We start from the raw sequence: 19,273 nt of genomic DNA on the forward strand, positions 1-19,273 counted from the left end.
GTAAAGCTCAATATGAAAATATTGGGCTTTTTTATACATAAAATAAAGTGTTAGATGATAAAAGGCCACAACGATATTCACTCGTTGCGGCCTTAAATAAACTTAGAAATGAGGCAGATTATTCGTTGTCTGTCTGCGTTTCTTTTAATGGGGTTGTTGGTGCTGTATTTTTTGTTGCAGTATCAGTTGCCGTTTTACGACGTTTACCAATATTTTTACGATCACGAGTACGCACTTTTTCTTTAACCGCTTTTTTCTCTTCGTCTTTTTTCGCTTTACGTTTAGCTAGCACTTTTTTAGACGGTTTAAAGGTTGCTTTTTGGCTTGGTGCTTTAGTGGTTGGACGCAGCTCTGCAACGACTCGATATTTAATGGGCTCTTGAACATAGCGGCCAATTTTACCCAATAATGGGTGGTCGTGTGCTTCAACTAATGAAATGGCAATACCTTTACGACCTGCACGTCCTGTACGACCAATGCGGTGTAAGTAAACGTCGGCAGTGCGAGGCAAATCAAAGTTAAATACATGCGTGATATCATCTAAATCAAGACCACGAGAAGCAACATCTGTGGCAACCAGAACATTCATTTGTCCTGACTCTAAACGCTTTATGGCATCAGTACGCTGTGTTTGCGCCATTTCACCTTCAAGGTAGCTACATTTAATACCTTGTTTTTCTAATGCAGCGACAAGTTCTCTTACTCGTTCTCTTTTACGAACAAAGACAATCGATTTTTTAACATCATCTTGTTTCAGTAATTGAGCCAATAACGCTGTTTTATGTTCGAGGTTATCAGCATGGTAATAAAACTGTTGAATTTTTTTACGTTCACGGCGTGAAGGATCGGCATTAAGTTCAACCGGTTCATTTAAAATACGCTGTGCAAAATCAATGACCGCATTACCTTCAAGTGTTGCAGAGAAAAGTAATGTTTGTTTGCGCCAGCGAGTCTCACCCGCAATGGTTTCGATATCGTTAGCAAAGCCCATATCTAACATACGGTCTGCTTCATCTAAAATCAGCATTTCAACCGCACGGCAGTCAAAGTTTTCTTCTTTGATGTACTGTAATAAACGGCCTGTTGTCGCAACAACGATATCTTGGTTCTCGCTGAAAACTTCAGCGTGATTCATATAAGCAACACCGCCTGTGATAGTGGCGATATCTAAATGTGTGTGTGCACATAACTCTTTTGCTTGCTCGGCAACTTGCATTGCAAGTTCGCGAGTTGGCGTCAGGATCAGAATACGTGGTGGGCCTGATTTTTTACGTGGATAATCAAGCAAGTGTTGAATTGCCGGAAGTAAAAAGGCCGCAGTTTTCCCTGTGCCTGTTGGCGCAGAGCCTAAAATATCGCGTCCCTCCATTGCAGCAGGAATTGCATCTGCTTGAATAACGGTCGGGCGTTGATATCCTTTTTCTTCTAATGCGGTCAATAAACTTTCATCAAGTTCAAGACTGGAAAATGTCGTGGCTGTCATTGTATACCTCTGTTTAGGGCGCGGATTTTGACATTATCCCCTGCTAAAAGCCAGAGGATTTACCGCTATCACATTATATATTACCGATAGACGAAGGTATTCGTTGTTTTTAGGCTTAATCTAAATAAGCATACATCGTATACAAATAGTTTAATGTTAAGATAGGGATAGCAGAAACGTTATCTTACCATATATCTCTTTTTCAATGGCATGAATCATAATTAATAAAAGAGAGATGGACATATGAATCAGTAGAGTCAATAAATGAATCAAAAGAAAGTCAAAAAAGTAGGGTTACGCAGAGGTGGTTTTACTTTTAAACAATTTTTTGTTGCCCATGATAAGTGTGAAATGAAAGTGGGAACAGATGGTGTGTTATTAGGTGCTTGGGCTCCCATTGGTCATGTAAAAAGGGCTCTTGATATCGGCACTGGTAGTGGATTAATTGCGTTAATGTTAGCTCAACGAGCCAATCAATTGGAATGTATTGATGGTATTGAGCTTGATAAAAATGCAGCTTTACAAGCCACTGAGAATGCCCAAGAATCACAATGGCATTCACTTATTCATATTTATCATAGTGATATCCATCAATATGTTAAACAAACACAAAATAAGTATGACTTAATTGTGAGTAATCCGCCTTATTTTGAGCCAGCGATAGCGTGCCGTAATGATATTCGTGAACAAGCACGTTATACCAAAACGTTAACGCATGAAGGATTGCTGGATAGTGCGCAATCACTTATTGCAGAAAAGGGGGTGTTTTGTGTTGTATTGCCTTATGCTATTGGTGAACAATTTATTGAAATAGCAGAAAAAAAAGAGTGGAGTTTAACTAAACGCGTTAATATTAAAGACAGTGTAGACAAACCTTATCATCGCGTTTTATTAGCATTTCAAAGACAAAACATAGGTGACATTGAGTGTAATATTGAAGAGCTTATTATTCGTCATAATGAAGGCCATTACACCGATAAGTTTCAATCTTGGGTCACTGACTTTTATTTATATTACTAAATCTATATTTAATATTACATTGTTTAAGATAATATATATTCTTGTAAGCAATCGTATATAATTAAATAATATCATTGTGTTATCGTTTTTTTATTGGCAAATTGCATTTTGGTTGGTGATCACCGCAGTGATTTTTTTGTGATTCATCTCTTATAATAATGATTGAATTGAACTTCATACTATTTTTGCGCTCTAAGTCGTGTAGCTCATAAAAACGAGAAGGAATAACGAGAGTAAATATGACGGAGTCATTTAAAAATAGTGCGAAGCTTGACTTCGGGAGAGTCCATCTCTAATGAGCGAGCAGTTAACGGACCAAATGTTGGTTGAAAAGGTACAAAATGGTGACCAGAATGCCTTTAATTTGCTGGTTATCCGCTATCAACACAAGGTAGCAAGCCTGATTTCCCGTTATGTACCTCAGGGTGATGTACCAGATGTTTCGCAGGAAGCCTTTATTAAAGCGTATCGTGCCATCGGTTCTTTTCGGGGTGACAGTGCTTTTTATACTTGGCTTTATCGCATTGCGGTGAATACCGCAAAAAACTATCTGGTTGCACAGGGGCGACGTCCGCCTTCGAATGATTTAGATGCGAGTGATGTCGAAAACTTTGAATCACCAAACGCATTAAAAGAAATTTCGAACCCTGAGAATTTAATGTTGTCTGAAGAGTTACGGAGAGTGGTTTTTCACACCATAGAGTCATTACCTGAAGATTTAAGGGTTGCTATAACACTTCGGGAACTTGACGGACTGAGCTATGAAGAGATAGCCGTCATTATGGATTGCCCTGTCGGAACAGTACGTTCACGTATTTTTAGGGCGCGAGAAGCTATCGATAATAAGGTTCAACCATTAATACAAGAGTTTTGATTGTGGGTGAACCATCATTGACTGAAGGGTACTTTTACATGCAAAAAGAGAAACTTTCTGCATTTATGGATGGCGAAGTTCTTGATAAAGAATTAATGGGTACAGTTGTACGTGATGACTCGATGAAAGAGACATGGCAACGTTACCATTTAATTCGTGACACAATGCGTGGTGATGTAGGTGAAGTCATCCACTTTGATATCGCAAGTCGCGTTGCGCTCGCGTTAGAGAATGAACCTGTCCGCATAAGTCCTGAACAACAACGAGAGCAGCAACCTGCGCCATCACAATGGCGTCAGCACTCTTTCTTACAAACGTTACGTCCTTGGGCAAGTCAGTTAACTCAAATCGGTGTCGCGGCTTGTGTTTCATTAGCTGTTATTGTTGGTGTTCAGCAATATAATGGAAAGAATGGTTCTGAAGATTTTCAAATAGATACACCAGTATTTAATACCCAGCCTATTATGGGATCTGGTGCACCAGTAAGTTTAAATCTTCAAAACGATACTTTAGGTAAAGACCAGCAAACACGTTTACAAGAGCGTAATCAACGCCTTGGATTAATGTTGCAACAGTATGAGTTGGATCGCCGCATTTATAATGCACCACAAGATGAGTCTCCAGTGAGTACTCAACGTGTGGCTCAACCTGCACCACAGCAGCAATAATGATGTGAATGTATAAATAACGTGTGGGAATAAAACAGTCGTAATGAAAAGATTATGGTTATCCGCCTTATTACTGGTGGGCAGCCTATCGATGTCAATACAAGCCTTGGCACAACCTCAAACAGGTAGTGTCGAGGCTTTGTTGCAAAAGATGGGTCATACAAGTCAAAGCTCTACCTATGAATTATCTTTTATTAATATAAATTCTCAAGGTATTGTCCCTATCCGCTACCGTCATACCCTTATTGATGACAAACCGCTTGCACAATTAATGCAAATGGACAGCACTCGTCGTGAAATTGTTCAACGTGGTGATGAAATCAGCTATTTTGAACCAGGCTTAGATGCTTTTAGCTTAAGAAATGATCATATCGTTGATTATATCCCTTCAATTATTTATCAAAATTTCAATGAATTATCAGGTTATTATAATTTTATTGATGCAGGTAGAACGCATATAGGGGATATTCCAAGCCGTGTTGTTCGTGTGTTATCAAAAAATAATGATCGCTATGATTATGTCTTGTTTATTGATGAAGAAAGATACCTACCTTTAAGAGTCGATCTTTTAGACAAAAATAATGACATTATTGAGCAATTTAGAGTAATTTCAGTTAATGAAGGCAATGAGGTCGGAGCCGCGTTAAATTCATTGCGTACGGTTAATATGCCACCATTGTTACTCGTTCCTAAATCAAAACCTTTGGTTTATAACTGGTCAGTTAGTGACGTGCCTGATGGCTTTAAAGAAGTTAAACGCAGTAATCATCAGATTTCTGAAACTGAATTCAGTCAGTCTATTTTGTTTAGCGATGGCTTATTTGACTTCTCAATTTATGTTAATAAAAGTGGGCAGCAAGTAAATTCGCCCGAACGCGATAAAATGTTACGCTATGGTCGTAATACAATTTATACCTATGACAAAGAAGGCAATGAAATTACCTTTATTGGTCAACTACCATTTTCTACCGCACAGAAGATAGTGAATAGTGTGGTATTTACGAAAAAGTAAAAGGTATAAGTTATGGTTAAAGAGTGGGCAACAGTAATACATTGGCATGAAGGGCGGGCGTTGTTACGCTACGGTTCTTCTTCTGGTTGTGGTAGTTGCCAAGCTCGCGCTGCATGTGGCTCTTATTTATTAAATAAAATAGGGCCAGAAACCGTTCACCAACTCGAACTTCCTGTTGCACAACCTTTAGTTGAAGGGCAAAAAGTAGAAGTGGGTATTCCTGAAAATAATTTACTTCTTTCTGCTATGTTGGTGTATTTAACACCGCTCATAGGTTTGTTTATTGTCGCTGGTATTGCCAGTCTTTGGCTTTCTAGTGAATTTGCAATTTTTTGTAGCGGCTTAGTGGGGGGGGGATTTGGTTTTTTATTAGCAAGAAAAGTCGCAACATGGTGGAGTAAAGACGAGGGTTTTGAACCTATTATATTGCAAATAGGGCTTGCACCTCATGAACTGAATGTTCAATTTCAAAAATAACCCGCTTAATAATATCAATGGAGCAATTACCTCCATTGATATTATTAAAACTAAATTTTTCACTATTCCCATCACAAATGAATGACTTTCTATATCCAGAAAAGCCCACAAAAAATGACAAATAAAGGTAAGACTTAGCATAAATGTTTGTGTTTGATGAACGTTTCTTTGAGTATAATGTCTCTAGTGTGTAGAATGCGTCATCAATAATAACTCCTGCAATATAGAGTTTTCGCTTTGTGTCCGTGAATGACGCCAAAGCCAGATTTATAGAGCAAAGCAATAGAGAAAAATAATTTCAGAATGAAAAACATACGTAACTTTTCCATTATCGCACATATTGACCACGGTAAATCGACGTTATCCGATCGAATTATTCAAATTTGTGGTGGCTTATCAGATCGTGAAATGGCTGCGCAGGTTCTTGATTCTATGGATCTTGAACGTGAACGTGGTATTACAATCAAAGCGCAAAGCGTAACCCTAAATTACACTGCCGATGACGGTGAAGTTTACCAGCTTAACTTTATCGATACCCCTGGACACGTTGACTTCTCTTATGAAGTATCTCGTTCACTCGCTGCTTGTGAAGGGGCTTTATTGGTTGTAGATGCTGGGCAAGGGGTTGAAGCTCAAACATTAGCAAACTGTTATACCGCGATGGATATGGATCTCACCGTCGTGCCGGTTCTAAATAAAATAGACTTACCTGCTGCTGAGCCTGAACGTGTTGCTGAAGAAATTGAAGACATTGTGGGAATTGATGCCACAGATGCAGTGCGCTGCTCTGCAAAAACAGGTGTCGGTGTTAAAGAGGTTATTGAACGTCTTGTTAAAGAAATTCCTGCACCAGAAGGCGACCCTGAAGCCCCATTACAGGCATTAATTATTGACTCATGGTTTGATAATTACCTGGGTGTTGTCTCACTTATTCGTGTTAAAAACGGCAAAGTGAGTAAAAATGATAAAATTAAAGTTATTAGTACCGGACAAATTTACAATATTGATCGCATTGGTATTTTTACACCAAAACAAATTGATACAACAACACTGAATTGTGGTGAGGTAGGCTGGGTTGTTTGTGGTATTAAAGATATTTTAGGTGCGCCAGTAGGGGATACCTTAACATCAGCTCAAAAACCGGCAGACAAACCGCTACCTGGTTTTAAAAAAGTTAAGCCACAGGTCTATGCAGGTTTATTCCCAATTAGTTCTGATGATTATGAATCGTTCCGTGATGCCTTAGGTAAACTGAGTCTTAACGATGCTTCATTATTCTATGAACCAGAAAGTTCAACTGCACTAGGATTTGGTTTTCGTTGTGGTTTCTTGGGTCTTCTTCATATGGAGATCATTCAAGAGCGTTTAGAACGCGAATATGACCTCGATCTTATTACCACCGCACCAACAGTCGTCTATGAAGTTAAAATGACTAACGGCGATATTGTGTTGGTTGATAGCCCATCTAAACTTCCTGCATTAAATAATATCGAAGAAATTAGAGAGCCAATTGCTGAATGTCACATGTTATTACCACAAGAATTCTTAGGTAATGTGATTACTTTATGTATCGAAAAACGCGGCGTTCAGACCAATATGGTCTATCATGGTAATCAAGTTTCATTAACGTATGAAATACCAATGGCTGAAGTGGTATTAGATTTCTTCGACCGCTTAAAATCAACATCACGTGGTTATGCATCATTAGACTATAACTTTATCCGTTTCCAAGGCTCTAACATGGTACGTGTAGATGTATTGATAAATGGTGATCGTGTCGATGCATTGGCACTTATTACACATAACGATAATGCGCCTTACCGTGGCCGCGAGCTGGTGGAAAAAATGAAAGAATTTATTCCACGTCAACAGTTTGATATCGCTATTCAAGCAGCAATTGGTAACCATATTATTGCTCGCTCAACGGTTAAACAATTACGTAAAAACGTATTAGCCAAATGTTATGGTGGTGACGTTAGCCGTAAGAAAAAACTATTACAGAAACAGAAAGATGGTAAAAAACGTATGAAGCAAATTGGTAACGTAGAGCTACCACAAGAAGCGTTTTTAGCCATTCTTCATGTTGGTAAAGATAAATAATTTAAGGAGAAAACATGGCTAACACGTTTGCCTTGATCCTAACGCTGGCAACGCTAATAACGGGTATTTTTTGGGGGATTGAGCATTTTAAGCTCAAACCAGCCCGAAAAGCAAAACTAAAGCGTCTTCAAGAGATGACGCAAGGTACCGAGGATCAGCAAGAGTTAGCAAAATCAATTAATAAACCAAGCTGGGCTGAAACTTTAGGTTCTCTTTTTCCAGTATTGATTATTGTTTTGATTCTGCGTTCATTTGTGTATGAGCCGTTTCAAATACCTTCTCGCTCCATGATGCCAACTTTATTGGTTGGTGATTTTATCTTGGTTGAAAAGTTTGCTTATGGATTAAAAGATCCAATAACACAAACAACGTTAATAAATACAGGGAAGCCAAAACGAGGTGATATTGCTGTCTTTAAATATCCTCGTGATCCTTCTACCGATTTCATTAAACGTGTTATTGGGTTACCGGGTGATAAAATTGTTTATGATATGATGTCGAAAAAAGTGCACATCTACCCGAATTGTAATAAAGCAATTTGTAACGACGAAATGTCAGTGACTTACGGTACGGCGTATCCTAGTGAATGGACGCTGTTATTACAAAATGTACCGGGTGGCCAGCGTATTAATGGCATGAAATCAATTCCAATTGAAGACCCGATTTCTACCGCATCTCAATTACGCGAAGAAGAAAGAGTCGAAACTATTGGTAAAGTCTCTCACCGTATTATGACAATACCGGGTGATATGACCATGCCAGAGTTTATCCAACCCGGGTTACCTGTGGGAACTTGGATTGTTCCAGAAGGTCATTACTTTATGATGGGTGATAACCGTGATGGAAGCTCTGATAGTCGTTTCTGGGGTTTTGTCCCTGAGCAAAATTTAGTGGGTAAAGCGACAACAATTTGGATGAGCTTTGAAAAACAAGAGAATGAATGGCCTTCTGGTGTTCGTCTCAGTCGTATTGGTGGCATTAAGTAACTATTAACAAAATAGCTACAGCATTCCTTTCTATCTCAGTGTAGAATATGCCACTTCTTTAAATATGATTGGCTCCTGTCATTCGCAGGAGCCAGTGCAAACGCAACAGTTCTGTTATCCAACCCGATAAATTCTTGTTGTCTTAAACAGATTTGTTGCGTGTGCTTCAAATTAAGTTATGGAAATTGATCGCACATGAATACTTTATTAGTAAACCAGTTACAAAAAAAACTGGGTTATACTTTTACGCAAAATGAATTATTACTACAGGCGCTAACACACCGTAGTGCAAGCAGTAAACATAATGAACGTTTAGAATTTTTAGGTGATTCAATTCTAAGCTATGTTATTGCTAATGCACTTTATCATCGCTTTCCTCGTGTTGATGAAGGTGATATGAGCCGAATGAGGGCAACACTTGTTCGTGGAAATACACTCGCCGAATTAGCGCGTGAATTTGAACTGGGTGAATGTCTACGTTTAGGGCCTGGTGAATTAAAAAGCGGTGGTTTTCGCCGTGAATCAATTTTAGCAGATACGGTAGAAGCTTTAATTGGTGCTATTTTCCTCGATAGTGATATTCAAAATATCGAAAATATTATTTTAAAATGGTATGAGAGTCGTTTGGCTGAAATCAGTCCTGGCGATAAGCAAAAAGATCCTAAAACACGACTGCAAGAATATCTGCAAGGGCGTCACTTGCCATTGCCAGCGTATGATGTAGTACAAGTTCGTGGCGAAGCCCATGATCAAGAGTTTACGATCCATTGTCAGATAAGCGGTATCGATCAACCTGTCAAAGGGATGGGGACAAGCCGTCGAAAAGCTGAGCAAGCCGCTGCTGAACAGGCATTAATACAACTGGAGCTTGAATGAGCGAAGAACAAACCTATTGCGGATTTATTGCGATAGTTGGTCGCCCAAATGTGGGAAAATCAACACTACTGAACCAATTACTGGGGCAGAAAGTTTCTATTACATCACGTAAACCGCAAACAACACGCCACCGTATCATGGGCATTGATACTGATGGTGCTTACCAAGCAATTTACGTGGATACACCGGGCTTGCATATTGAAGAAAAGCGAGCAATCAACAGACTTATGAATCGTGCTGCAAGTAGCTCGATTGGTGATGTTGAACTGGTTATTTTCGTTGTTGAAGGGACCAATTGGACACCTGACGATGAAATGGTCGTTAATAAATTAAAATCATTACGTTGTCCTGTTTTATTAGCTATTAATAAAGTGGATAACGTAACGGATAAAACCAAGTTACTTCCACATATTGGCTTTTTAAGCCAACAAATGGATTTTCTTGACGTAGTTCCAATCAGTGCTGAAAAAGACATGAATGTGGATACTATTGCGAAAATTGTTCGCAAGTGTTTACCTGAAGCTATTCATCATTTTCCTGATGATTATATTACTGACCGCTCTCAACGTTTTATGGCGTCAGAAATTATTCGTGAAAAACTGATGCGCTTTTTAGGTGAAGAATTACCTTATTCAGTTACTGTTGAAATTGAACAATTTGTTACCAATGCACGTGGTGGTTATGATATTCACGGATTAATTCTGGTTGAGCGTGAAGGCCAGAAGAAAATGGTTATTGGTAATAAAGGCGTGAAAATCAAGAAAATTGGTACTGAAGCCCGTATGGATATGGAAGACTTATTTGAAAACAAAGTTCACTTAGAACTTTGGGTCAAGGTTAAGGCGGGTTGGGCTGATGATGAACGTGCTTTACGTAGCCTTGGCTATGTGGACGATTTAAAGTAGGTAACTGAAGTGGATGGCTGGCAACGTGCATTTGTTATCCATGCTCGACCTTACAGTGAAACAAGCTTATTGCTTGATTTTTTCACTGAAAATGAAGGGCGAGTACGCATATTGTCGAAAGGCGCACGAGGCCGCCGCTCACCCTTAAAAGGGGCACTTCAACCTTTTACTCCTCTGCTCATTCGTTGGAGTGGGCGAGGAGAAGTTAAAACACTTCGTGATGCTGAACCTATCTCTTTGGCATTACCATTAACAGGCTCTGTACTTTATAGTGGCTTGTATCTTAATGAATTATTGTCCCGCGTTTTAGAAAATGGCACCTCTTACAGTGTGCTTTTTTTTGAATACCTTTCTTGCTTACAAATTCTTGCAGCCAGTGATATCACATCAGAAGCAGCATTAAGGCGCTTTGAGCTCGCTTTATTAACACAACTCGGTTATGGATTAGATTTTCTGCATTGTGCCGGCAGTGGTGAACCTGTTTCAGATACAATGACGTATCGGTATCGAGAAGAAAAAGGTTTTATTGCCAGTTTAGTGGTGGATCATAATAGTTTTACAGGGCTTGAATTAAAATCATTAGCCAGCCGTGAGTTTCCTACTACAGAAACATTAAAAGCGGCGAAAAGGTTTACCCGAATGGCGCTAAAGCCTTATTTAGGTGGAAAGCCATTAAAAAGTAGAGAACTTTTTAGGCAATTTGCCATTAAAAAAGCCCCGAAAAAAAGAGCATTAATGGTAGATCAATAATATTGTCTTTTTCTTCTCTATGGAATGTGTAAACTAAGGTAATGCAACGTTATTTTTCAGGAGAAGAGCATGTCTGATATTCTACTTGGCGTTAATATTGATCATATCGCCACCCTTCGTAATGCCCGTGGCACAACGTATCCCGATCCTGTTCAAGCGGCTTTTGTTGCAGAACAAGCAGGCGCTGATGGTATCACTATTCATTTACGTGAAGATAGACGCCATATCACTGATCGTGACTTAATGCTGATAAGCCAAACTGTTCAGACAAGACTAAATTTAGAAATGGCAGTCACTGAAGAGATGATTGAAATTGCTTGCCAAACACAGCCTGATTTTTGCTGTTTAGTCCCTGAAAAACGCCAAGAAGTGACAACAGAAGGTGGTTTAGATGTCGTTGGTAATGAAGAAAAGATAGCGGATGCCATTAAACGTTTATCTTTAGCGGGCATTAAAGTTTCGCTATTTATTGACCCAGACCATGAGCAAATTAATGCCGCAGATCGTGTTGGTGCGCCTTTTATTGAAATTCATACTGGTGCTTATGCTGACGCTGAAGATGAAATGGCACAAGAAAAAGAGTTTATCCGTATTCGTGATGCAGTGACTTATGCAGCGTCAAAAGGTTTAAAAGTCAACGCAGGCCATGGTTTGCATTATCATAACGTACAGCGCATAGCTGCATTGCCTGAGCTTTATGAGTTGAATATTGGTCATGCCATTATCGGTAGGGCAGTCTTTAGTGGATTAGCGCCTGCTGTTGAAGAAATGAAACGCTTAATGCGAGAAGCACGTCGTTAATGGCTATTGTTGGCTTAGGCATGGATATCGTCGAGATATCGCGTATCGAAGAAATTATAGGGCGTTCTGGTGAACGCCTTGCTCGCCGCATTCTGACAGAAACAGAGTGGGAAATTTACCAATCTCATAAGCAGCCAATACGTTTTTTAGCCAAGCGATTTGCAGTAAAAGAGGCCGCAGCAAAAGCACTCGGAACAGGTATTCGTTTAGGATTGGCTTTCAATCATTTTGAAGTGCGTAATGATGAATTAGGCAAACCCACACTGCATTTTTTAGCGGTTGCAAAAGAGATGGCAGAGAAAGCGGGGATAAACTCTATTCACGTAACACTTGCTGATGAACAGCGTTATGCTTGTGCGACAGTTATTTTAGAAAAATAGCTCTCTTAGATTTATCACCCACAAAATCATTGATTAAGGTTTAGATCTTATCTGCGTGGTGGATCAGCACAAATTTTTCCCATAATTCATCTTGAGATTCAGTATGAGTCGGATCAGTGATGATCGTGTTAGTGATCGGGCAAACTGATTGGCAAGTCGGTTTATCGTAATGCCCTACGCATTCAGTACAAAGATCAGGATTAATTTCATAAATTTCATCCCCCATTGAAATAGCATCATTTGGACACTCGGGTTCACACATATCACAGTTGATGCACTTCTTCGTAATTAGTAAAGCCATATCAGTCACTTAATATATAAATTATTAAATTTCAGTAACTTATATCTTGCACTTATATGTTACCCTCTATCAGATTTGTGTCGCTATATCCGATAAAATTGTGTTTTATCATTCAAATAGAAATATCGTCCCAATCTTTTTGCTTAGTAATCACTAAGCAAGGAGTAAGATTACCATTTATATGTCAATTCCTAAAGTAGCATCGCTAAAATGGCTTATTGAAATGTATAAATAAATATTAAATACTTACTGATGAAGAGAAATAAAAAAAGTGTATTGGTAATATGTATTGAAAACAAAAACATCTAAACAAAAACTAATAATAAAAGAGTATTTTTTGTGGTATTCCACACAGCGAATACTTTGTTATTGATGTTAAATAATGTAATAGCACAAGGGGTACTCTATGCCAACACTGTTTAATTTATGGACATTTGCACTTTTATCTTTAGGATTTGTGTTAACACCGGGTCCAAATATGATTTACCTCATTTCCCGTTCGATCTCGCAAGGAAAAAAAGCAGGTTTTATTTCGTTAATCGGTGTTGCGGTGGGTTATGTTTTTTATATGCTATTAGCTGCATTTGGTATTACTGCTATTTTTATGGCGGTGCCTTATGCTTATGATACGTTGAAAATTTGTGGTGCTGTTTATCTTCTTTATATTGCTTGGCAATCGGTTAAACCGGGTGGTCATTCTATTTTTCATCCTAAAAAATTACTTTCAGGCAATACAACAAAACTTTTTGTTATGGGATTTATCACCAATTTATTAAATCCTAAAATTGCATTGATGTACTTATCATTGTTACCTCAATTTATCAGTATTGAAAACGGTAGTGTCTTAAATCAATCATTAATGTTAGGTAGTATTCAAATTATTATCAGCACTGTAGTGAATGCATTAATTATTATTGCTGCAGGATCTATTGCGGGATTCTTTATACAAAGACCACGCTGGGCATTAATTCAACGTTGGCTTATGGCGACGATTTTAGGGGCCTTAGCGATTAAGTTAGCCACAGAAGCTCGTGTAAACTAAAGTTTTATTTTGCTACTTTTATCATAAACATTTCAAGGCAATCTCTTTAGTTATCAAGAGAAAACAGGTTACAATACTCCGCTATAAGATAATGAAGAGATATCCTTGTGAATGAAATTAAAGATGATATTTATTGGATGCATAAAGCGATTGAACAGGCATTAAAAGCACAGGAGATGGGCGAAATACCTGTAGGCGCTGTATTAGTCGTTAATAATAAAATCATTGCAAAAGGATGGAATCATTCAATTATTGATAACGATCCTACTGCACATGCTGAAATTATGGCATTGCGTAAAGGTGGGAAACATTTACAAAACTATCGCCTGCTTGATGCCACACTTTATATTACGTTAGAGCCTTGTGTGATGTGTGCTGGGGCTATTGTCCATAGCCGTGTAAAGCGAGTGGTTTTTGGTGCATCTGATTTAAAAACAGGGGCTGCAGGTTCATTTATTGATATTTTACAGCATCCCGGAATGAATCATAAGGTTGAGATAACATCGGGTGTATTAAGTGATGAGTGTTCACAATTATTAAGTCAATTCTTTAAAATGCGAAGAGCTGAAAAAAAGCTGCTTAAAAGGCAAAAAAACAGCCTTGCGACAGTGAATGCTGCGCCGGTAATAAAAGAATAAATACAGTTTTTATATTATTGGTAATTAAGTGTGTACGTGGCTTGCGCCTGAAATGGCCCCGTCAGCAATGTTTGATTTTTAAGTGCTGAGGGTGATGCTTCAACATATGTCATAAAACTAAATTGAATGCGTTTATTATTAAGAAGTCGAGTTGAGCTCGGCTTTTTTAGTTGTATTACATTACGTTGAGTATCAGTAAATACAATACCAATACTTTTCGGGTCTTCTGATCCAGTGCCCACAACAGCAAGGTGATTTGGCATTGTTGGATGTTCTTTTCCCTCTAGCGTAATCGTGACACTTTTATAAATATCTTGGCTACAATTTTCTAAGCTAATGCTAAAAGCAACGGGTTCACTTTTTTGAAAGGTATAGAGATCTTTTGCTGATATCTGTTTGAAATCGATTACTTTGTTTTCATCACCAGCAACAATGGTACAACCATGAGCAACCACGATACCTTTAAATTCCATATCACCGCCAATAAGTTCAGTTGCGGCAAATGCGGAGGGAGAGAGTAATAATAAAAGTGAAAGAGTCGATTTTATTATTGGATTTACCATTACATAAACTCCGCAACTAATGTGGCATGTGCTGAAAACTCGCCTTCCGTAATTTTACTACCTGTTTTTGCAATAGGGGCTGCGGTAACTTCCCAATTTCCTGTGAAATTATTCAGTTTACCTACAGAGAAATATTTATTAGGCGGCACAATCGAGCCTGATCTGTCTCTTAATACAATACCTAAATTTGTTCTATCTACGGGGCCTGTTGTGCCAAGATAATTAGGGTTAAAACTTGCAATACCGGAGCTTCCTGTTTGAATTTTAAACATAATTTTACTATTAGGATTCGTGAAGCTTCCGCCTTCACATTTAATTGGAATGTTACGAGTGATTTTGTAATTCTGTCCATTTAAATAGTCAGAAGTATTACCGACATTACCAAAATCAAAGGTAATAGGGGATCCATTATTAAATATGCATCTATCTTCGGTGGTTAATATACCAGAGCTAATCACTAATTTTGAAATAGGCTCTGGGCCATATTCTTGATATAAACCATTACCTACTCGAGCATACATTTGTGCAACGGCTTGGCCTGTTAATGAAACACCATTAATAATCGGTTTTTTTAAGCGAAAAACTAATACACCACTACTGCCTGAAGACATATTCGGTTTTGGTGATTCAGGAATACGGCAACCTTGTTGTCCGTTACGATTATTCGGTTTTTCAATAAAAGGGACGGTTGGTAGTGAGTCAGGGCCCCAAATTGAAAACTTAATTTGAACATCAACGTATTCGTTAAGTTCGTAATAATTATTACCTAAATAGCGCAAGTTAGAATTCGCCATATAATAGGTACGAGAATTGGGTACTAAGGGATCTCTAGGGCAATAAACAGTAGCTAAATATCTATCAGGCAAAGAAAATTTCACTGTAGCTGTTTCACCCGGACGATTATGCGGAAATGTTGCGTTGTCCAACTCGACCCTAAAGATATTAGGGCCTCCAACGGTGCGAACTTCACCATGAATGTAAGCAGAAGCCATTATTGGAGTGCATAACATTGCGCCAGTAAAAAATAATTTTAGCGTATTGAAATAAAAATTTGCTGTCGTTGATTTCATTTTATTCCTACTGGCGTCAGGTGAATTAATATTTTGGTTGTTGTTCTTTGGGAGCCGCTTTACAGCTATTTTGTTGGCAAACAAATTTTAATTCTGGGTGTCCGCCATAATCATTTACATACATCATATAAAATTGATTAACAGCACTGCTTTTAACAGGGATATCCAGTGATGATTTAGGTGCCACCATTAAACCTGGAAATGTGGTTAATTTATCACTGTCTTCACCATTTAATTTATTAGACAGCCCAATAATTGTGATGTAGTAAGGTGTTGGATTTTCCGCAATAAATTGATTGCCTTGTTTTTTAAATACTAATTGGTCTTGCCAAACCATGCCTGATTTTTCAGGAATAATGGCGATAGGGCGATAGAATAATTTAATACGAGATTGCATCGCCATTTGTAACACGTTCGCTTGTTTTGGTGCGGGTGGAATTTCGCGTACATTTAAATAAAATAACGATTCTCTATCTTGTGGCAATAGGCCAATTTCTGCTGTTTTAGTTATTCTTACCACACCTTTTTGGTCACCATCCAAACGTTGTAATGGTGGTAATGCAACTAAAGGAGAGGCGATTTTTTGTCCGTGTTCATTTTCAACCCATGATTGCGCTAAAAAAGGAATATCAGGACTGGTATTCTTTAGATTGACGCTAGCTGAATTTTCATTGCCTGTTAATACAATGCGAGTTCTATCTAATGACACGCCTGCCTGAGTTGTATTCACCATGCTAAAGGCAAGTAATGAGCCACAAAATAGCGTTTTGAGTGTGTTAAATGAGTTCATACAATAATCTCTAATAATTCATTTTATTCATTAAAATCACTGACATGCTAACAATTCACGTTTTAGTGGATCATTAATGACTGTCGGAATTGTAATCGTACATTGGGTTTTTCCACCCCAGACCACGTTTAATGATTCATTAAGGTTAACACCCGCAATATAGACCAGACCGTCTTCCATCACCATCCCCATATTTTCACCGTCTTTATTGGTCACTTCTGCACCAAACGGAGGGTATTTTTGATCCATGGTTTGTAAGATAGCCATTAGGCGCTCACCTTGACGAACAGGGAACGTATAGTAACCAATCGCCCCTTCAGTGAGTGTTGTTGAAGTGATGGCTTTACGTGTTTCAATATCTGAATCCATTTTATCAACATCGATACGTGCATCAACATTGTTATAACTGGTTAAGTCGGTTAATACACCAATACCAAATAAATTTGTTGTCGTACTTTGGTTATTGAAAGGCACCCCTGAAACACCATCAGTATCTACCATCATACGGGCCGTACTGGATGTCATGCTACTGCTATGTAAAGCTGCCCCATGACGAGTTGCAGTAAAACCACCCTTAACTGTAGCGCCCACAGCAACATAATTATCTTGTTGGTAGCTTGCGTTAGCATTAATTTCTGCATATTGAGAGCGATGTTGATAGTAACCATCTGTATTGGCTTTATTGTCTGAACTTAAACCCGCACGTACACGCCACAGATTATTATAATTACTATTATCAGAATAAGAGGCCATTTGGCTCACTTTTCCATTATTATTTTGCAGGCTATAACCTATATTTCTACCATTGCCTAGTGGAACTGAAATATTGAAAGCGATACTGTCGTCAGTATTCCCTTTATGTTGAGTCCGAAATGCAGATAAATTAGTATTAATCTGCTCTATACCCATAATTGAAAAGTTACGACTTATTGTCGCACCATACTGTTCTTGGGTATTTTTATCCCAATAATTTTGGTGGCGATAAGAGAGATAAAGTGTTGTTGATTTTTCAATATCATCAGCCCAAAAGGTTTTGTTTCCCGTAATGGTATACATCTCTTTTTCATAGCCATTATTATTAAGATCGTTATAACGTTCATCTATATATTGAGAAAAAGAGCGAAATGTTTTTTCTGAAAAACGGTAGCCTGCAAAGGTAATCGTACTATGATACTCATCAAATGTTTTTGCATAGTTCAGCTTAAATGACATCCCATTGATATTATCGTCATTATACGTTTTACTATAAGATTGAGTAATATCACCAGAAAGGGTGCCTAAACGCCCCATATCATGCCCTAAACCTAATGACCATGCATTGTAGTCTTTAGCGGTTAATAACATTCCCCCATAAAGTGACCATGTGTTATTCATTCCCCACGAAAAATCACCTTGATAAAAAACAGGGCCTTGCATTTTATGGTTATTAAGAGATGACTGGCCTATGGATGTGTTATACCGCACCGAGCCGGGGCGTGTCATATAAGGTAAATTAGCTGTTTGTACTTGGAATTCGTTTACTTTACCATTTTGCTCTTCAACTCTGACATCCAGTTGGCCTTGTACGGTATTTTGCAGATGTTTAATTGCAAAAGGGCCAGCGGGTACGGTTGTTTCATAAATTAAGCGACCATTTTGAGTTACTGTCACTTTGGCGTTAGTATTCGCAATGCCATGAATTTCAGGTGCATAGCCTTGCAGAGAAGGAGGCAACATTCTTTCATCACTTTGTAGGTTAGCACCAGTAAAACGAAAACTATCAAAAACTTGAGAGTTCAAATAAGTTTCACCTAATGTTAATTTAGCCGCTTGATTGGGTAACGGTTTATAAGCATAAATTTGATTCCAATCAAAGCTATTGTTTGATGAATACTCTGATGAATAATTTCCTTGATATTCAGCGCGTAGACGCCACTCACCTAGGTTAATTCCTGCTTGTCCGTACCCAGTAAGTGAGTTGTTATTATTGCCTTGATTTGGGCGGGTTGATGTTCCTGTTAAGGTATAGTCAATCAACATGCCTGATATACCGGGATCCCATAGTTCAGGGGGTGTCCAATCAGCATCTTCATATTTCATTAATGAGCGAGGGATAACAATATCAAGAATACCACCATCATTTTTGATAGAGATACCGGGTAATTGGCTAATATCAACGCAATCAGGAGAAATTTCTTTAATAAATTTTTGATTTTCTTCGTTAATTATTAACTTTTTTAGAAGAGTAGGGTCAATACAAGCGATGGAGTAATTTGGTTTTACTTCAATATAATTAATGTTTTGGCGAGGGAAATCACGACCATTTATACGAATATCCAAATAATACATACCAGGAATAATGTAATTAGACGTCGCAAATCGAGAAAGATCAACATTATCTCTGTCTTCAGCATCTAGCATGTGAATGTTAAATTCCACAGAATCATCTTGCTCGGCTTGAGCGAAAAACGCTAAGCACAATAGCAAAATGGCACAAATGTTTTTCCATATTGTGCTGTGAAAAAAAGAAATTAACATGAATAAACGCCTAATTATTA

At 38.2% G+C, this 19,273-nt stretch carries 20 protein-coding genes; 14 read left to right on the top strand and 6 right to left on the bottom strand.

All coding sequences use genetic code 11. The annotated features are described in order from the left end of the window. Positions 1-118: 118 nt before the first annotated feature. Positions 119-1,483 (bottom strand): ATP-dependent RNA helicase SrmB, encoded by a 1,365-nt coding sequence (srmB, locus tag INT04_RS03610; RefSeq protein WP_226893953.1) that lies wholly within the window; start codon positions 1,481-1,483, stop codon positions 119-121. 264 nt (positions 1,484-1,747) lie between these two features. On the opposite strand from srmB, the gene trmN reads away from it, so the two are divergent. The 12 genes from trmN to acpS all read left to right on the top strand — a co-directional run bounded on the left by trmN (position 1,748) and on the right by acpS (position 12,332). Continuing rightward, positions 1,748-2,503 carry a tRNA(1)(Val) (adenine(37)-N(6))-methyltransferase TrmN gene (trmN, locus tag INT04_RS03615; RefSeq protein ID WP_193014786.1) on the top strand — a complete coding sequence of 252 codons (756 nt, stop codon included), beginning with the start codon at positions 1,748-1,750 and terminating at the stop codon, positions 2,501-2,503. Positions 2,504-2,798: 295 nt separating this feature from the next. After that, positions 2,799-3,377: an RNA polymerase sigma factor RpoE gene (rpoE, locus tag INT04_RS03620; protein ID WP_023581594.1), complete on the top strand. Its 579-nt coding sequence runs from the start codon at positions 2,799-2,801 to the stop codon at positions 3,375-3,377. Positions 3,378-3,415: 38 nt separating this feature from the next. Beyond that, positions 3,416-4,045: an anti-sigma-E factor RseA gene (rseA, locus tag INT04_RS03625; protein ID WP_226893954.1), complete on the top strand. Its 630-nt coding sequence runs from the start codon at positions 3,416-3,418 to the stop codon at positions 4,043-4,045. A 43-nt stretch (positions 4,046-4,088) separates the two neighbouring features. Then, complete coding sequence (rseB, locus tag INT04_RS03630) at positions 4,089-5,057, top strand: sigma-E factor regulatory protein RseB (protein WP_193014788.1); 969 nt, start codon at positions 4,089-4,091, stop codon at positions 5,055-5,057. Between the two features lie 12 nt (positions 5,058-5,069). Continuing rightward, positions 5,070-5,534 carry a SoxR-reducing system protein RseC gene (gene rseC / locus INT04_RS03635; RefSeq protein ID WP_193014789.1) on the top strand — a complete coding sequence of 155 codons (465 nt, stop codon included), beginning with the start codon at positions 5,070-5,072 and terminating at the stop codon, positions 5,532-5,534. A gap of 303 nt (positions 5,535-5,837) precedes the next feature. Beyond that, positions 5,838-7,634: a translation elongation factor 4 gene (gene lepA, locus INT04_RS03640; RefSeq protein WP_193014790.1), complete on the top strand. Its 1,797-nt coding sequence runs from the start codon at positions 5,838-5,840 to the stop codon at positions 7,632-7,634. Positions 7,635-7,648: 14 nt separating this feature from the next. After that, the gene (gene lepB / locus INT04_RS03645) at positions 7,649-8,620 is read left to right on the top strand and encodes a signal peptidase I (protein WP_193014791.1); all 972 of its coding nucleotides are present in this window, start codon (positions 7,649-7,651) and stop codon (positions 8,618-8,620) included. Between the two features lie 195 nt (positions 8,621-8,815). Beyond that, positions 8,816-9,496, top strand: a complete 681-nt coding sequence (gene rnc / locus INT04_RS03650) for a ribonuclease III (protein ID WP_193014792.1) — start codon at positions 8,816-8,818, stop codon at positions 9,494-9,496. Further along, positions 9,493-10,401: a GTPase Era gene (era, locus tag INT04_RS03655; RefSeq protein ID WP_193014793.1), complete on the top strand. Its 909-nt coding sequence runs from the start codon at positions 9,493-9,495 to the stop codon at positions 10,399-10,401. The genes rnc and era overlap by 4 nt, the downstream gene beginning before the upstream one ends. A 9-nt stretch (positions 10,402-10,410) precedes the next feature. Continuing rightward, entirely contained in the window at positions 10,411-11,151 is a 741-nt protein-coding gene (recO, locus tag INT04_RS03660; protein ID WP_193014794.1) for a DNA repair protein RecO, read from the top strand. Positions 11,152-11,220: 69 nt separating this feature from the next. Further along, on the top strand, positions 11,221-11,952 hold the full coding sequence (pdxJ, locus tag INT04_RS03665; RefSeq protein ID WP_193014795.1) for a pyridoxine 5'-phosphate synthase: 732 nt from the start codon (positions 11,221-11,223) through the stop codon (positions 11,950-11,952). After that, positions 11,952-12,332, top strand: a complete 381-nt coding sequence (acpS, locus tag INT04_RS03670) for a holo-ACP synthase (RefSeq protein ID WP_036935342.1) — start codon at positions 11,952-11,954, stop codon at positions 12,330-12,332. Before pdxJ ends, acpS begins: the two co-directional genes overlap by 1 nt. Positions 12,333-12,372: 40 nt before the next feature. Here acpS and INT04_RS03675 read toward each other — a convergent pair whose 3' ends face one another. Then, positions 12,373-12,633 carry a YfhL family 4Fe-4S dicluster ferredoxin gene (locus INT04_RS03675; RefSeq protein WP_069367827.1) on the bottom strand — a complete coding sequence of 87 codons (261 nt, stop codon included), beginning with the start codon at positions 12,631-12,633 and terminating at the stop codon, positions 12,373-12,375. 406 nt (positions 12,634-13,039) lie between these two features. Between INT04_RS03675 and INT04_RS03680 the strand changes: the two genes are divergently transcribed. Then, positions 13,040-13,675: a LysE family translocator gene (locus INT04_RS03680; RefSeq protein WP_193014796.1), complete on the top strand. Its 636-nt coding sequence runs from the start codon at positions 13,040-13,042 to the stop codon at positions 13,673-13,675. Positions 13,676-13,782: 107 nt separating this feature from the next. Further along, a complete protein-coding gene (tadA, locus tag INT04_RS03685; protein ID WP_193014797.1) occupies positions 13,783-14,313 on the top strand; it encodes a tRNA adenosine(34) deaminase TadA in 531 nt (176 codons plus the stop codon). 14 nt (positions 14,314-14,327) lie between these two features. Here tadA and INT04_RS03690 read toward each other — a convergent pair whose 3' ends face one another. Genes INT04_RS03690 through INT04_RS03705 form a run of 4 tightly spaced genes read right to left on the bottom strand, consistent with a single transcriptional unit; the run spans position 14,328 to position 19,253 of the window. Then, on the bottom strand, positions 14,328-14,876 hold the full coding sequence (locus tag INT04_RS03690; protein ID WP_193014798.1) for a fimbrial protein: 549 nt from the start codon (positions 14,874-14,876) through the stop codon (positions 14,328-14,330). Next, on the bottom strand, positions 14,876-15,946 hold the full coding sequence (locus INT04_RS03695) for a fimbrial protein (protein ID WP_193014799.1): 1,071 nt from the start codon (positions 15,944-15,946) through the stop codon (positions 14,876-14,878). The genes INT04_RS03690 and INT04_RS03695 overlap by 1 nt, the downstream gene beginning before the upstream one ends. A gap of 25 nt (positions 15,947-15,971) precedes the next feature. Beyond that, the gene (locus tag INT04_RS03700; RefSeq protein WP_193014800.1) at positions 15,972-16,736 is read right to left on the bottom strand and encodes a molecular chaperone; all 765 of its coding nucleotides are present in this window, start codon (positions 16,734-16,736) and stop codon (positions 15,972-15,974) included. Between the two features lie 36 nt (positions 16,737-16,772). Next, positions 16,773-19,253: a fimbria/pilus outer membrane usher protein gene (locus tag INT04_RS03705; protein WP_193014801.1), complete on the bottom strand. Its 2,481-nt coding sequence runs from the start codon at positions 19,251-19,253 to the stop codon at positions 16,773-16,775. Positions 19,254-19,273: the final 20 nt, after the last annotated feature.

The organism is Proteus sp. FME41 (assembly GCF_014897315.1).
Classification (GTDB): Bacteria; Pseudomonadota; Gammaproteobacteria; order Enterobacterales; family Enterobacteriaceae; genus Proteus.

Coding starts and splice junctions, on each gene's coding strand:
- srmB (WP_226893953.1), bottom strand. CDS start 1,483: ATGACAGCCACGACATTTTCCAGTCTTGAACTTGATGAAAGTTTATTG.
- trmN (WP_193014786.1), top strand. CDS start 1,748: ATGAATCAAAAGAAAGTCAAAAAAGTAGGGTTACGCAGAGGTGGTTTT.
- rpoE (WP_023581594.1), top strand. CDS start 2,799: ATGAGCGAGCAGTTAACGGACCAAATGTTGGTTGAAAAGGTACAAAAT.
- rseA (WP_226893954.1), top strand. CDS start 3,416: ATGCAAAAAGAGAAACTTTCTGCATTTATGGATGGCGAAGTTCTTGAT.
- rseB (WP_193014788.1), top strand. CDS start 4,089: ATGAAAAGATTATGGTTATCCGCCTTATTACTGGTGGGCAGCCTATCG.
- rseC (WP_193014789.1), top strand. CDS start 5,070: ATGGTTAAAGAGTGGGCAACAGTAATACATTGGCATGAAGGGCGGGCG.
- lepA (WP_193014790.1), top strand. CDS start 5,838: ATGAAAAACATACGTAACTTTTCCATTATCGCACATATTGACCACGGT.
- lepB (WP_193014791.1), top strand. CDS start 7,649: ATGGCTAACACGTTTGCCTTGATCCTAACGCTGGCAACGCTAATAACG.
- rnc (WP_193014792.1), top strand. CDS start 8,816: ATGAATACTTTATTAGTAAACCAGTTACAAAAAAAACTGGGTTATACT.
- era (WP_193014793.1), top strand. CDS start 9,493: ATGAGCGAAGAACAAACCTATTGCGGATTTATTGCGATAGTTGGTCGC.
- pdxJ (WP_193014795.1), top strand. CDS start 11,221: ATGTCTGATATTCTACTTGGCGTTAATATTGATCATATCGCCACCCTT.
- acpS (WP_036935342.1), top strand. CDS start 11,952: ATGGCTATTGTTGGCTTAGGCATGGATATCGTCGAGATATCGCGTATC.
- INT04_RS03675 (WP_069367827.1), bottom strand. CDS start 12,633: ATGGCTTTACTAATTACGAAGAAGTGCATCAACTGTGATATGTGTGAA.
- INT04_RS03680 (WP_193014796.1), top strand. CDS start 13,040: ATGCCAACACTGTTTAATTTATGGACATTTGCACTTTTATCTTTAGGA.
- INT04_RS03690 (WP_193014798.1), bottom strand. CDS start 14,876: ATGGTAAATCCAATAATAAAATCGACTCTTTCACTTTTATTATTACTC.
- INT04_RS03695 (WP_193014799.1), bottom strand. CDS start 15,946: ATGAAATCAACGACAGCAAATTTTTATTTCAATACGCTAAAATTATTT.
- INT04_RS03700 (WP_193014800.1), bottom strand. CDS start 16,736: ATGAACTCATTTAACACACTCAAAACGCTATTTTGTGGCTCATTACTT.
- INT04_RS03705 (WP_193014801.1), bottom strand. CDS start 19,253: ATGTTAATTTCTTTTTTTCACAGCACAATATGGAAAAACATTTGTGCC.